14 protein-coding genes are annotated in these 13,545 nt (G+C 36.7%); 8 read left to right on the top strand and 6 right to left on the bottom strand.

Annotation, left to right across the window (positions count from 1 at the left end):
- Window positions 1-457: 457 nt before the first annotated feature.
- The 5 genes from M0R16_09925 to M0R16_09905 all read right to left on the bottom strand — a co-directional run bounded on the left by M0R16_09925 (window position 458) and on the right by M0R16_09905 (window position 5,388).
- Window positions 458-1,420 carry a TIGR01212 family radical SAM protein gene (locus M0R16_09925; protein ID MCK9613199.1) on the bottom strand — a complete coding sequence of 321 codons (963 nt, stop codon included), beginning with the start codon at window positions 1,418-1,420 and terminating at the stop codon, window positions 458-460.
- A 3-nt stretch (window positions 1,421-1,423) separates the two neighbouring features.
- Window positions 1,424-2,560, bottom strand: a complete 1,137-nt coding sequence (locus M0R16_09920) for a saccharopine dehydrogenase NADP-binding domain-containing protein (GenBank protein MCK9613198.1) — start codon at window positions 2,558-2,560, stop codon at window positions 1,424-1,426.
- A gap of 227 nt (window positions 2,561-2,787) precedes the next feature.
- Complete coding sequence (locus M0R16_09915; GenBank protein MCK9613197.1) at window positions 2,788-4,479, bottom strand: AAA family ATPase; 1,692 nt, start codon at window positions 4,477-4,479, stop codon at window positions 2,788-2,790.
- A 3-nt stretch (window positions 4,480-4,482) separates the two neighbouring features.
- The gene (locus tag M0R16_09910) at window positions 4,483-5,010 is read right to left on the bottom strand and encodes a hypothetical protein (protein MCK9613196.1); all 528 of its coding nucleotides are present in this window, start codon (window positions 5,008-5,010) and stop codon (window positions 4,483-4,485) included.
- 15 nt (window positions 5,011-5,025) lie between these two features.
- Complete coding sequence (locus M0R16_09905) at window positions 5,026-5,388, bottom strand: type II toxin-antitoxin system HigB family toxin (GenBank protein ID MCK9613195.1); 363 nt, start codon at window positions 5,386-5,388, stop codon at window positions 5,026-5,028.
- A 311-nt stretch (window positions 5,389-5,699) separates the two neighbouring features.
- Here M0R16_09905 and rpmG point away from each other — a divergent pair, with 311 nt between their 5' ends.
- From rpmG to M0R16_09875, 6 genes are all read left to right on the top strand, one after another.
- Window positions 5,700-5,888: a 50S ribosomal protein L33 gene (gene rpmG / locus M0R16_09900; GenBank protein ID MCK9613194.1), complete on the top strand. Its 189-nt coding sequence runs from the start codon at window positions 5,700-5,702 to the stop codon at window positions 5,886-5,888.
- Window positions 5,889-5,900: 12 nt separating this feature from the next.
- Window positions 5,901-6,056 carry a DUF4295 domain-containing protein gene (locus tag M0R16_09895; GenBank protein MCK9613193.1) on the top strand — a complete coding sequence of 52 codons (156 nt, stop codon included), beginning with the start codon at window positions 5,901-5,903 and terminating at the stop codon, window positions 6,054-6,056.
- Between the two features lie 76 nt (window positions 6,057-6,132).
- Entirely contained in the window at window positions 6,133-7,089 is a 957-nt protein-coding gene (gene ftsY / locus M0R16_09890; GenBank protein MCK9613192.1) for a signal recognition particle-docking protein FtsY, read from the top strand.
- Window positions 7,082-8,392, top strand: a complete 1,311-nt coding sequence (rimO, locus tag M0R16_09885) for a 30S ribosomal protein S12 methylthiotransferase RimO (protein ID MCK9613191.1) — start codon at window positions 7,082-7,084, stop codon at window positions 8,390-8,392. The genes ftsY and rimO overlap by 8 nt, the downstream gene beginning before the upstream one ends.
- Before the next feature lie 134 nt (window positions 8,393-8,526).
- Window positions 8,527-9,015 carry a T9SS type A sorting domain-containing protein gene (locus M0R16_09880; protein ID MCK9613190.1) on the top strand — a complete coding sequence of 163 codons (489 nt, stop codon included), beginning with the start codon at window positions 8,527-8,529 and terminating at the stop codon, window positions 9,013-9,015.
- Between the two features lie 203 nt (window positions 9,016-9,218).
- Window positions 9,219-9,431 (top strand): four helix bundle protein, encoded by a 213-nt coding sequence (locus M0R16_09875; protein ID MCK9613189.1) that lies wholly within the window; start codon window positions 9,219-9,221, stop codon window positions 9,429-9,431.
- 99 nt (window positions 9,432-9,530) lie between these two features.
- Here the strand turns inward: M0R16_09875 and uvrA are convergent, their stop codons facing one another.
- Window positions 9,531-12,359, bottom strand: coding sequence for an excinuclease ABC subunit UvrA (gene uvrA, locus M0R16_09870; protein ID MCK9613188.1), 2,829 nt, complete (start codon window positions 12,357-12,359; stop codon window positions 9,531-9,533).
- Window positions 12,360-12,583: 224 nt separating this feature from the next.
- Between uvrA and M0R16_09865 the strand changes: the two genes are divergently transcribed.
- Both M0R16_09865 and M0R16_09860 read left to right on the top strand, forming a co-directional pair.
- Window positions 12,584-13,168 (top strand): sigma-70 family RNA polymerase sigma factor, encoded by a 585-nt coding sequence (locus M0R16_09865; GenBank protein ID MCK9613187.1) that lies wholly within the window; start codon window positions 12,584-12,586, stop codon window positions 13,166-13,168.
- A gap of 190 nt (window positions 13,169-13,358) precedes the next feature.
- Window positions 13,359-13,517 carry an AAA family ATPase gene (locus M0R16_09860; protein MCK9613186.1) on the top strand — a complete coding sequence of 53 codons (159 nt, stop codon included), beginning with the start codon at window positions 13,359-13,361 and terminating at the stop codon, window positions 13,515-13,517.
- Window positions 13,518-13,545: the final 28 nt, after the last annotated feature.

The following is a 13,545-nucleotide window of genomic DNA, read 5'->3' as shown; positions in this document are numbered from 1 at the left end:
CTTTGCCTAATATGTTTCACTATCTTGATAATCCCATGATACCAAAATCCACAAATGGACTTGAATCATTCTTTGGTCATCTTAAAAATCATATTAGCATACACAGAGGATTGTCAAAAATGAATAGACAGAACTTTATTAAGTGGTACCTGTTTTACAGAAATCAATGAGTTTTCTTAGCCATTTAAAGGATACCGCAATAATAAAAAAAGGACAGATTTAATTCTCTGTCCTTTTGCGTCTATCCGTAAAACCTATTGCTGGCAGGTTGCTCTCCAGCAGAGCCTACTTCCTCTTTAGTTTTACGCTCGAAATATACGAAATAAAAAATCAAAAGTCACCAACTATTTTTGTCCCCATTACCAAAGGTTAAAACAATTACAAGTTATTGTCGGTACAGTTATGATTTACGCGATCTGACCATAAATGAGTTATACTCTTTATTGCAGAATGAGTATTATTTTATAAATAAACGCCCCTGCCAGGTTTCTCTTTCTTCCATACGTTTTTCAATACCTTGCAGTACCTGGTCATTGCGTATCAGTCCCCACGAGCTTGTTTCAAGAAAGTGCGGAGGAACCTCTCCGGAAAGACGCTCAACCATAATATTAGGATTTAAACGTTCAAGAAAATCAATTACCAGTTCAATGTATTCATCAAGTTTGAAAAGATGAAAAGCTGATGGATTTTTTTTATACAGACGAGCCATTTCGGTATTTTTCAATATTTGCAGTTGATGAATTTTGATACTGTTCAATGGCAATTGTGAAATGACTTGTGCTTGGTTAAGTATATCCTGAGTTGTTTCTCCGGGAAACCCGAAAATAAAATGTGCTGCAGTAAAAATTTTCCGTTTTGCAGTTTTATGGATTGTTTCTGCAGCAGTTTCAAAAGTATGTCCCCTGTTAACAATTTCTAATGTTTTGTTGTTGCATGATTCAACGCCATATTCAACAGCTACAAAATATTTTGAACCGAGTTGCTGAAGATAATCCAGTTTCTTATCATCCACACAGTCGGGGCGGGTACCTATCGAAATGCCTGAGATTAAAGGGTGTGTAAGGGCTTCTTCATAAATTTTTTTTAAGCCGCCCAGGTCTTTATATGTATTGGAAAATGGCTGAAAATAAGCGATATATTTGGTTGCCCTACGGTAACGGTTTTTATGAAATTCGATACCTTCATTGATTTGCTGTGTAATACTTTTTTCGGGTTTGCAGTAAGACGGATTAAAAGCATTATTTACACAAAAAGTACACCCGCCGCTGCCTTTTGTACCATCGCGGTTTGGGCATGTAAAGCCTGCATCAATACTGAGTTTTTGAAGACGGCTGCCGAATGTTTTTATGCAATATGAAGAAAAAGCATGAATACGTCTGCTGTTACCCCAGGGGAATATTTTTACCGGTTTTTCTGGCAATGCTTATGATATTTCTTCGATGGTTTCAATATAATTTACATCTCGCTCGGCAAGCCCGTTAAGCATAAACTTCACACATTCGGGATATTTGCCAATATATTCGGGCACGGACAGGCCGGTTTGTTTGTACAGGCCGTTAGCTATCATCCGGAGGGCTACAGTAGCTGTATAACCGGTGGTTCTTGCCATCGAATGAGTTTGTGTTTCTTCATCATAACGGTCGAGCAAGTCAAAGGTATAGCGCAGCTTTTTTCCATCCTTTTTCCCTTCTACAATAACTTTCATCACGGAGATATCACGTTCTCCCTGTTTAAGTTTCCACATCGGAAAAAGAAGTTTGGCAGTAACATCCATGGGTTTGACTTTCACACCTTTGACTTCTATTTCTTTCTGGCTGAAAAATCCTGTTTCACGCAGGGCCTTCATGATTGAAATATGGCCCGGATACCTAAGGGTTTTTTCTTTGATATTGGTTGCTTTTATTGTTTTTCCAAGTGAACGGATGCCATCGCTGTTGAAGGCTTCCAGTGTTCCTATGCCAGGAAAGTTAAGCAGTTCCGCATCCGAAAGGGCCTCTTTGATAACGAGTTTGTGATTTTCAATAAAGCGGGCGGGACGGGTATATTCTTCAATGACATCTATGGGTGAAAAAACCGCTTTGTATTCATAAGGATATTCTCGTATTTCAGGAAGGCCCCCAACGTATGTAAGGCAGGTTTCGGTTTCATCAAGCTGGTAATAAGCATAACCAGTTAAGATGTGCATCATACCGGGAGCCACGCCGCAATCCATTATGGCAACTACATTCTTTTGTTTTGCCAGTTCATCCAACGTAAAAGGGTCTTCAGGGAAAAAGGCTATATCCACCACATTTTTTCCTGATTCAATGATGGCTTTCAGTGTCTGATAGCCCATAAAACCTGGAACTGCGTTTATGACCATCTCATAATCTGCGACCAGCATTTTCACCCTGTTTGGGTCAAAAAGGTCATGTTGTATGGTGTGAATACCCATTGATTGCATATAGTTGAACGAACCGGGATTGATGTCGGCGATACTGACATTAAAATCCTCATCTTTGGCTAGGTCAATAGCCATAGGTCCGCCAACCAGGCCTGCTCCGAGAACGATTATTTTCATAATTTTAAATTTTATGCATTGCAAAGCTAAACAAAAAGGAGTTACTGGAATAAACCACAAATTCGCAAAGGGAGAAAAATAAAAAGATTGCAATAACCATTTGCGTAATTAGCGGATTCATTGCAATCTTGCTAGTAAATTTAATTTGCAATATTCGACTTTATGTAAATTAATAGAATCTTTTACAAACAAAAAAATTTTGCGTTATACCTTATTAGGAGATCAATTTATATGAATTTTGAAATATCAATATCAATATTATACTTCTTAAGTATATTAATAAACTTTTGCTCTTTAAAGTATGGCTTGTAAACATCTTCTATTTTAAATATTCTTTCAATTTCTGCTTTAGACATGCCAAATGATATTGATAATTCAAAATTTTTATAAAATTCATTCACATTTCCTTGTTGAGCGTATATTTCACCTAAAGTACCTGTACTATAAGAATCACGAGGATTAATTTCCAATGCTTTGTATATATATTCAAAGGCTTTATCATATTTTTTTTGCAATCTATATGTATTTCCAACATTATTATATCCTCCTGAATAATCAGGATAATATTCAACAACTTTCAAATAATATTCAAGTGCTTTCTTATACTTTTTTTCATCAATATAAATACCTCCCAAACTTGCAAGAGCATTAAAATTTTTCTTGTCTTGAAATAGAATATCATTGAAGATTTGTTTTGCCTCTTTTATTTTACTTTTTTCTTTTAAAATATTTCCTTTCAGCCCTAAATATTCATTTGAATCAGGGTTTAATTCAATTGCTATTTCTATATTTTTCAAAGCGTCACAATAATTATCATTTATATAATAATTTTTTGCTAATAGATAAAAGGCTTCATTTGATTCTGGGTTAAGGCTAATTGCTTCTACTAACAGTTCATTTTTTTTATTATTATCAGGAGTATTTTGAACCCGTTCTATCAGAAATTCAGCCTTTTTAATGTTATTAAAAATATATTTTTCTTTATCAGATAATTTGCCTTTAGTAAGTTCTTCAAATAATTCTAAATAATCAGATGCTATAGGAGATTTTATTCTGAACTTTCTTTGTGCATATTGTTTATTTTCTTCTTCCTTTTCATACTGGTAAGCCATCAATAACTTTTCTTCGATTTCTAAAGTTGGGTCGGAATGAATTATAAATAATTTTTCGAAATTAAAGGATAGTTTAGAATCTAATATAAAGGATTTTAAATCTCTATTAACCTCGTTTATTGCTCTTTGTTCAATGTTTTTCTCATCAGGTCTTTCAAAATAAGGTATTCTACATAATACAAAATTTAGCTTAGGAAGTTTGCCGGATAGTGTATTCTCAGGTTGAGCCAATGTTTTAATAATTTGTTTTATTCCTTGAAGGTTTTCACCATTTTTGGCAGCAAATAAAACTATTTCATCTGCCATCAAAGACATTGTTATCCCTGATATTTCCGAAATACCAGTTCGTGAATCAATCAAAAGATAATCAGGTTTAAGCTCCTTTTTAATTCTTTCTTTAAGGTCGACAAATAAAGCTACTCCATGACTACCTTTTTTATAAAACATATTTATCCAATCTATTGAAAAGAGTGTTTTCCAATATTCGTCAGAATAAACATTTCCGGCGGGAATAAAATCAATGTCTTTATACTTTTTATTCTTAAAAACAATTGGGGTTATGTAGTTAGTAAGTGACTTTGGAGTAGAGTTATGACAATTGAAATAGTTTATATAGTCAACAAGCCCTTGATTAATTCCTTTTATACCGATGTTTTCTTTAAACTTATGGTGAAGACCAGGAGCTTCTAGGTCAAAATCAATTAAACAGACTTTTTTCCCAAATTCAGAAAGTCGTTTTGCGATATTGGCTAGAGCTAAAGTTCTTCCAACGCCGCCTTTATAAGAATAAAATGTGATTGTTTTCATCTTTTATTGATTTATCATTGGGCTAACGTTCATAATTGTTCCTCTTTGAAGAATAAGATTTGAAAAGTTCTCTATTGTTGATAAAAGCGTTTTCGAAAAATTAAAAATTCCTTCTTTTTTTTCAGTATTTTCTCGAGCAATTTCTTTGCATTTTGACTTTGAAATTTCATATTCAGTATTTAAAATATCCTGACTTAAATTAAGCACCTTAGACAATTCTCGAATCATTTTTTTTGAAAGTTTTCTTTTTTTATTCAATACATCTGAAACTAATCCTTTGCTCCCAACTGCAGAAATAAGGTCTTTTTGTTTAAATCCCATATAATCCATTTTTAATTTGATGATTTCTATGGGATTACCCCTTTTTATTGGAAAATGTTCGTTATCATAATCCATAATTAATTTTTCAATCAACTCGAATTCTTCAATCAAATTAATATCGTTTTCAAAATTCGGATCATCACCTATTTTTTCCAAATTTTTAAGAGCTTCTTTATAATCTTTATCAGTTTTAATTATCTTAATTTTCATAACTTGTTTCTCCTATTATCCAAATGAATCTATATCGTATTGTAAGCTTTTTTCACATAATTTCGTGTATTCAGCATGTGTCCCAATCCACTTTAGATACAACTTGCATTTTTTTTGTTTTTTGAAAAATTGATACTTAACTATTATCCTAATATGATTTCCTTTTATATCAAAAACAGCTCTATTAGGCATTTTTGTATTTGGTTTGTTATCCTTTTTAGTAATAATATCTGTTGAACTGAAATCGTTTTTAATATCTTGAGGCTTTTCCCAATTACAATCTTCAACTAGTGAAACCCACGCCTTTAAAACTTCTGCATACTGAGGGTGTTTGCATCCAAATTCATAAATATGTTTATATAAAATAATATGCACCATTAGATGTCGAAATTTTTTAGCAAAGATAATAATAAAAGTTCACAAAATGCGAACTTTTTTATTTTTATTTAATAAAAAGTGGCCAATTTCTTATATGTTGTTACGATAGCACTATATTTAACAAGGTTTATCTGAGTTGTGATTAATATAACAAATTATGTATGTTATTCCAAAACATTCTTTTTTATTTTTTTTAAATTCAAAATATTGATCTTTGAGAATTGAAAACAGAGCGTACAAATATTTCAAACAATTTTTTTATTTCATCAAAAAGTTATATCTTTGCACCCTCAAAATAAAAAACAGGCACAATGGCAAAGAAAACAAAGGATGCACGCATACAGGTGATTTTAGAGTGCACCGAGCATAAGAACAGCGGAATGCCGGGTACATCGCGTTATATTACTACAAAAAACAAGAAAAATACCCCGGAACGTATCGAACTGAAAAAATACAATCCGATACTCAAAAAAGTAACCGTACATAAAGAAATCAAATAAATTTTTTACGTCATGGCAAAGAAAGTTATTGCATCACTTAAAACATCCACCGGTAAGGATTTTGCGAAAGTCATCCGCATGGTAAAATCTGATAAAACAGGAGCTTACACTTTTAAGGAAGAGATTGTACCAAATGATAGCGTAAAAGATTATCTGGCGAAAAAATAGAAATATGAAGCTTAAATTAGAAACAAGCTTTTCAGCAGGAGAAGCTTGTTTTTTTTTCATATAAAAATCAAGGTAGATGGGATTTTTTACCAGGTTCTCAAAGGAAAACAAAAAAAATCTTAATAAGGGTTTGTCAAAAACCAAGGAAAGTTTTTTTGGCAAGCTTTCTAAGGCCGTTATTGGCAAGTCAAAAGTGGATGACGATGTCCTGGATGAGCTTGAGGAAATACTTATCTCGTCTGATGTTGGCGTAAATACTACACTTAAAATCATTAAACGGATTGAAAGCCGTGTAGCCCGCGATAAATATTTAGGGACACAGGAACTTAATAATATTCTTAAAGAAGAAATAATCGGTCTTTTGGCTGAAAACAATGCTAACGTTGCCGAGGACTTTGAGTTACCTTCAGGAAACAGGCCATACGTAATCATGGTTGTTGGTGTGAACGGTGTGGGTAAAACCACTACTATCGGAAAATTGGCATACCAGTTTAAAAATAAAGGATATAGTGTCATGCTAGGCGCTGCTGATACTTTTCGCGCAGCAGCTGTTGACCAGCTTACAGTGTGGTCCAAGAGGGCAGGGGTGCCGCTGGTAAGCCATGGTATGGGAAAAGACCCTGCCTCTGTTGCTTTCGACACCGTGTCGTCGGCAAAAGCCAAACTTGCCGATGTAGTGATTGTGGATACGGCGGGGCGTCTGCACAATAAAGTAAACCTGATGAATGAGCTGTCAAAGATACGCATGGTGATGCAGAAGGTCATCCCCGAAGCACCCCATGAAGTACTTCTTGTATTGGATGCATCTACGGGGCAGAATGCTTTTGAACAGGCCAGGCAATTTACGGCAACCACCCAAGTGAATGCTCTGGCTATTACTAAACTTGACGGAACTGCAAAGGGTGGCGTGGTGCTGGGAATTTCCGAAGAGTTTAAAATTCCTGTGAAATATATCGGTGTTGGAGAAAAAATGGAAGACCTGCAGGTATTCAATAGCGGGGAATTTGTGGACTCATTTTTTCAGCATGCCTGATAACAAAACCGACAAAAAGAATGAAAAAAAATCCAGAGTGAATTTTGTCACACTGGGATGTCCGAAAAATATGGTTGACTCGGAGAAAATATCTGCCAGTCTGCCTCAGCATAAATTTGAAATTTTTCATAACTCGGATAAAAAGTCTGATATTGTAGTCATTAATACCTGTGGATTTATTCATGATGCCAAAGAGGAATCCGTGGACACTATTTTACATTATATTGACCTGAAACAGAAAAATAATTTTAAAATATTTGTTACAGGCTGCCTTGCACAGAGATATAAAAATGATTTGCTGAGAGAAATCCCATTGATTGATGGGGTGTTTGGGTTAAATGAAACCAGGTTGTTGTTGAAAGAAATTTCTAAAAAAAATTGTGAATTAACAGACCATCGTTTTTTGTCCACCCCGCCTCATTATGCTTACCTGAAAATTTCAGAAGGCTGCGACCGCAAATGTTCGTTTTGTGCCATTCCATCTATACGCGGAGCGAATATTTCTTACCCCATGGAAAGAATTCTTGAAGAAGCAGAAATGCTGGCAGAAAAAAATGTAAAAGAGCTTATTATCATTGCCCAGGATATCACGTATTACGGCCTGGATATATATAAAAAAAGAAGCCTGGCAAAGCTGTTGGAGAAACTTTCGGATATAAATCAATTTGAATGGATAAGGTTGCATTATGCGTTTCCTGCAGGATTTCCCGAAGATGTGCTTGATGTGATGCAAAGCCGTAACAATATCTGCAAATACATTGACATTCCTTTGCAGCATGCAAATGATGAAATCTTGTTATCCATGCGCAGGGGTATTGACAAAAAAGGTACTATTGGACTATTAAAAAAAATTCGTAATAAAGTTCCGGGTGTAGCTTTACGTACAGCTTTTATAGTGGGTTACCCTGCTGAAACCAGGGCACAGTTTACAGAGCTTAATGATTTTATCAGGGAGCAGCAGTTTGAACGTTTGGGCGTTTTTGCATATTCGCCTGAAGACGGCACTGAAGCTGCGCAGTTCGAAGGAAGTATATCTTCGAAAGTAAAAAAGCAGCGTATGGAAGATTTGATGTCGTTGCAGCAGGAAATATCGTTGGCGCATAATAAAAAGCTTGTGGGCAAGACTCTGAAAGTCATCATCGACAGGCGGGAAGGTGATTTCTTTGTAGGCCGTACTGAATATGATTCGCCGGAGATTGACAACGAAGTTTTGATACCTCTTGCCAAAGCACAAATGAAGGCCGGTAGTTTCTATACTGTGAAAATTACCCGTGCTGATGTGTATGACCTTTACGCAGAATAGTTTTTTCCTCACCATTTCGCCTTTACTAAACATTTTTGCTGGTCATATTTAATTTGAAATTTTTATTGCAATTAGCTGAAATATTTAATATATTTATGCAAAATTTATTAACGGTATTTTATTAACTCAATTTTATGAAAATAAGAAAAAAAATTACATTCATTTGTATTGCTTTATTATTCGGCTTTACAGAGCTTTGTGCCCAGAATAATACGGTAAGTGCCGGCGGTAATGCCAGCGGAGCGGGAGGTTCTGCGAGTTACACCATAGGGCAGATTGTATATACCACAAATAGCGGAGCTAATGGCTCCGTAGCTCAGGGTGTACAGCAACCGTATGAGATTTCCATCATTACACAAATTGAAGAAGCTGGTGAAATTAACCTGATTTGTACGGCTTACCCGAACCCTGCCAGTGACCATCTGACGCTGAAAGTTGAAAATTATAACTTGGAAAAATTAAATTGCCAGTTGTTTGATATTAATGGGAAGTTGCTGGAGCTTAAAAGCATTAGTGATACGGAGACAAAAATTTCTATCGGGCACCTGCCTGTAGCAGTTTATTTTCTGAAAGTTACCGAAGAAAGTAAGGAAATTAAAGTTTTTAAAATCATCAAAAATTAATGGATGTATTGATGTGATAATTAGCTGATGTGACGATTAACGGAAGTATTGATATTATGATTATAGAAAAGAAAAATGAAATTTTAGAATTGAGTTTTGAGTTAGCACTCAGAATTATTGAATATTGCGAAACTCTTGAATAAAAAAAGAAATATGAAATTGCACGCCAATTACTAAAATCAGGCACTTCCATTTGGGCGAATATTAATGAAGCTCAAAATGCAGAAAGTAATGATGATTTTACTCATAAATTAAAGATCGCGGCAAAAGAAGCCTACGAAACCAATTATTGGCTTCAATTGTGCATAAAATCGAAGAATTATCCTTCAGCAAAGTATCTTATTGCTCAACTTACAAGTATCCAAAAATTGCTGAATAGTATTATATGCACAATAAAAAAAATTTTATATTTATGATTTTTAAAACCGGTAACATTTTTTGCCGGTTTTTAAAATTGTTGGTAAGTCGGAGTACCACTATGAGTGGTGCTCCAACTGCTCTTTCTAAAAACAATCTTAAAGGAGTTTATCTTTCAGGAATTTTGCCGTATAAGATTTTTTACTTTTCAGAAGGTCTTCGGGTTTGCCTTCAAACACCACATATCCGCCTGCATCACCGCCTTCCGGGCCCAAATCAATAACCCAGTCGGCACATTTGATGAGCTCCATGTTGTGTTCTATCACAACGATGGTATGTCCGTTATCAATAAGTGCATTGAATGCTTCATAAAGTTTGTGAATGTCATGAAAATGAAGCCCGGTTGTCGGTTCGTCAAAAATAAAGAGAGTAGCCCTGTCCACACTGCCTTTGGTGAGGAAGCTGGCGAGCTTAAGCCGCTGTGCTTCGCCACCGCTGAGCGTGCTTGATGGTTGCCCGAGTTTGACATAACCCAATCCAACATCGGCAAGAGGTTGCAGTTTGTTTACTATGTGTGCTTCCAATGAGTTTCTTTTTCCCTGGCTGTCGAAAAATTTCAGCGCTTCTTCTATGGTTAGGTCAAGGACATCAGTAATATTTTTTCCGTTCCATACGATATCGAGCACCTCGTCTTTAAAGCGTTTGCCTCCGCAACTTTCGCACTTCAGGTGAATGTCGGCCATAAACTGCATTTCCACCGTCACATAGCCGTCGCCCTGGCATTCTTCACACCGCCCGCCGGGAATGTTGAATGAAAAGTATCCTGGTTTAAAGCCCCTAACTTTCGAAAGCGGCTGGTCGCAATATAAAGCCCTTATATCGTCGTAAGCTTTCACATAAGTTACAGGGTTGGAGCGTGAAGATTTTCCGATAGGGTTCTGGTCCACATATTCCACATTGGCAACACGGTCTGTGTTTCCTTCAATTTTCAGGTGTTTTCCGCTACGTTCAGAATGCCCGCCATAGATTTTTTTTAATGCAGAAAAGAGTGTCTTTTTGACCAGTGTGGTTTTTCCTGAGCCGCTTACACCGGTGACTACCGTAAATGCATTTAGGGGAAATTTTACGCAGATGTTTTTCAGGTTGTGTTCATGGGCGCCGCATACTTCAATATATTGTTTCCATGGTCTACGGAATTTTGGCAGCGGGATGGATGTTGCTTTCCTGAGGTATTTTGATGTAAGAGAGCCATCAAACTTCAGCAGTTCGTCGTATGTGCCCTGAAATACGAGTTCGCCGCCGTGCATGCCTGCCAGAGGGCCTATGTCGGCTATCTGGTCGGATGCCCTGATGATGTCTTCATCATGCTCTACTACAACCACGGTGTTCCCGATGTTTCTCAGCCGTTTCAACACGCTGATGAGCCTTGAGGTGTCGCGTGGATGCAAGCCTATGCTGGGTTCGTCAAGAATGTATAAAGAACCTACAAGGCTGCTGCCAAGGGCTGTGGCCAGATTGATTCGTTGCGATTCTCCTCCCGACAAGGTGTTCGAAGCGCGGTTCAGTGTCAGGTATCCCAGGCCCACATCTGTTAGAAACATCAGCCGTTGTATGAGCTCCGTCAGGATGCGCCGGGAAACAGTTTTTTCGTACTCATTCAATCTGAGGTTCTTCATGAAATTCAGAAGTTCTTCCACAGGCATCAACACAGCGTCAATAATAGATTTTCCACCTACCATAACATAGGAAGCATCTTTTCTCAGCCTGGTGCCTTTACAGTCGGGGCAGATGGTTTTTCCCCGGTACCTGGCCTGCATCACACGGTATTGGATTTTGTAGGTTTGTGTTTCCACGTATTTGAAAAACTCGTTAATGCCGCCAAAATAGCTGTTGCCTTCCCATAAGAGTTTTTTTTGCGCTTCGGAAAGCTCCATATATGGTTTGTGGATAGGAAAATCAAATATGTAAGCTTTTTTTATAAGTTCTTCTTTCCATTCGCTCATTTTCTCGCCTTTCCAGCAGGCTACAGCATCTTCGTAAACAGAAAGGTTTTTGTTGGGTATCACCAGATCTTCATCTATTCCTATAACACTGCCGAAGCCTTCACAAACTTTGCAGGCGCCATAAGGGTTGTTGAAAGTAAATAAGTTCACGGAAGGGTCTTCAAAAGTCATGTTGTCCATTTCAAACCTTTCAGAGAAAACCCTTGAAGTGCTTTTGCCGTTTGTCTCAGTTATTATGACACAACTGCCTTTGCCTTCAAAAAATGCTGTTTGTACGGAGTCGGCTATTCGTTCGCGGCCCACAGCAGTTTCGGTATTGTTAATGATTCTGTCAACGATAAGATTGATTTTTTCTTTTGCTTTAATTTTTTGTACGGATAAGTCAATATCATGAATAGTCAATACTTCCTTATCTATTCTGATTCGGCGGTAGCCTTGCTGGAGTAGTACCTGTATGTGTTCCTGCAGGGTGCGGCCGTTATTTAATACCAGTGGGCATTCAATATAAATATGGCTTTCTTGTGGTTGTGAAATGATATAATCCACCACATCTGTAACATTATGCTTTTTCACTTCCCTGCCGGATACAGGTGAGATGGTTTTTCCTATTCTTGCAAAAAGCAGTTTCAGGTAGTCGTATATTTCTGTACTGGTGCCCACTGTAGAACGGGGGTTGTGAGTCTTGACTTTTTGTTCAATGGCTATGGCGGGCGGTAGCCCTTTGATAAAATCCACTTCCGGTTTGGGCATCCTGCCAAGGAACTGCCGGGCATAGGAACTTAAGCTTTCGACATAACGGCGCTGGCCTTCAGCATATAAAGTGTCAAAAGCAAGGGAAGATTTCCCGGAACCTGACAAGCCTGTAATGACAATTAATTTGTTTCGCGGTAATGTAATGCTGAAGTTTTTGAGGTTATGAACACGGGCGTTTTTTATTAGTATGTGGCCTTTGGTCTCAATGTGTTCATTATTAGTAATTTCCATTAGTTATAAAAAGCAAAAAAGTTAAAAAATCTAAATTTTTTCAAAATTAAGAAAATAAAGCTTGGAGTTCGTAAAAAAATGTTATATCTTTGCAATGTTATTTGATGTTTTCACAATATTTTTTTCAAATACATCGTTAAATAATTATCGTATAACTTAAATTTGGAGGACTTCATATCGGATAAAAAATTACCCTGATTTTATTATATAAAACGGGAGGTAATATGACACTGCAATTAACCAACGACCAGGCGTTAATTGATAGTTATTTATCCGGTAATCACGCCAGCCTTGAAGTCCTGATAAACCGACACAAGAAAAGAATCTATTCTTACATCCTGATGGTTGTTAAGGATGTTCATTTGTCGGAAGATATTTTTCAGGACACTTTTGTGAAAGTGATTAATACAATACGTACCGGTGCATACAAAGAAGAAGGCAAGTTTCTTCAATGGGTGATGCGTATTGCACACAACCTTATTATTGACCACTTTCGCAAATCAAAAAGGATTCCCATCATTGAAAACAGCGAAACCTACGATGTTTTCGATACTGTGCGCATTCTCGACAATTCCATCGAGGATAAAATGGTCCACGACCAGATTCATAACGATGTCCGTTCTCTTATAGAATATTTGCCCGAAGAGCAGAAAGAAGTACTGATAATGCGGCATTATTACGATATGAGTTTTAAGGACATTGCCGAATCAACCAATGTCAGCATCAATACGGCCCTGGGAAGGATGCGCTATGCGCTTATCAACCTCCGCAAACTTATTGAACAGAAAGAATTGGTACTGACCGCGTAATTTTTCATAATTAAGTTGGGAAAAACCGGGGAGAAATCACCGGTTTTTTTGTTTTATCAAAGGTTTGAAGATATTAATATCACAGGCTATTTTACCATTACTCCATCAATATAATTTGTGCAGAAGATAGCGCTTTTTACCCGCAGTGAAGCCGAATTATAAAAGTGTCGTCTGGTATGTTGCCTAAACAATGAAACAAATATATGATGATTATACTGACATACGAGTGATTGCTACAGGCTCATCCATTTTGGTTATTTCGAAAGGAAATGCGAATTTATCGCGGCGAGCAGCTTTGTATAATTTGCATGGGCTTTCGTTCCGGGTATATGTAAATTTTTTAGGTTAATTTTTGTTTGCAGCATTCAATTTTTTAG

Source organism: Bacteroidales bacterium (assembly GCA_023228145.1).
Lineage (GTDB): Bacteria > Bacteroidota > Bacteroidia > Bacteroidales > CAIWKO01 > CAIWKO01.
This window is presented reverse-complemented; position numbering and strand designations above follow the sequence as displayed.

Coding starts and splice junctions, on each gene's coding strand:
- M0R16_09920 (MCK9613198.1), bottom strand. CDS start 2,560: ATGAAAATAATCGTTCTCGGAGCAGGCCTGGTTGGCGGACCTATGGCT.
- M0R16_09915 (MCK9613197.1), bottom strand. CDS start 4,479: ATGAAAACAATCACATTTTATTCTTATAAAGGCGGCGTTGGAAGAACT.
- M0R16_09910 (MCK9613196.1), bottom strand. CDS start 5,010: ATGAAAATTAAGATAATTAAAACTGATAAAGATTATAAAGAAGCTCTT.
- M0R16_09905 (MCK9613195.1), bottom strand. CDS start 5,388: ATGGTGCATATTATTTTATATAAACATATTTATGAATTTGGATGCAAA.
- rpmG (MCK9613194.1), top strand. CDS start 5,700: ATGGCAAAGAAAACAAAGGATGCACGCATACAGGTGATTTTAGAGTGC.
- M0R16_09895 (MCK9613193.1), top strand. CDS start 5,901: ATGGCAAAGAAAGTTATTGCATCACTTAAAACATCCACCGGTAAGGAT.
- ftsY (MCK9613192.1), top strand. CDS start 6,133: ATGGGATTTTTTACCAGGTTCTCAAAGGAAAACAAAAAAAATCTTAAT.
- rimO (MCK9613191.1), top strand. CDS start 7,082: ATGCCTGATAACAAAACCGACAAAAAGAATGAAAAAAAATCCAGAGTG.
- M0R16_09880 (MCK9613190.1), top strand. CDS start 8,527: ATGAAAATAAGAAAAAAAATTACATTCATTTGTATTGCTTTATTATTC.
- uvrA (MCK9613188.1), bottom strand. CDS start 12,359: ATGGAAATTACTAATAATGAACACATTGAGACCAAAGGCCACATACTA.
- M0R16_09865 (MCK9613187.1), top strand. CDS start 12,584: ATGACACTGCAATTAACCAACGACCAGGCGTTAATTGATAGTTATTTA.
- M0R16_09860 (MCK9613186.1), top strand. CDS start 13,359: ATGAAACAAATATATGATGATTATACTGACATACGAGTGATTGCTACA.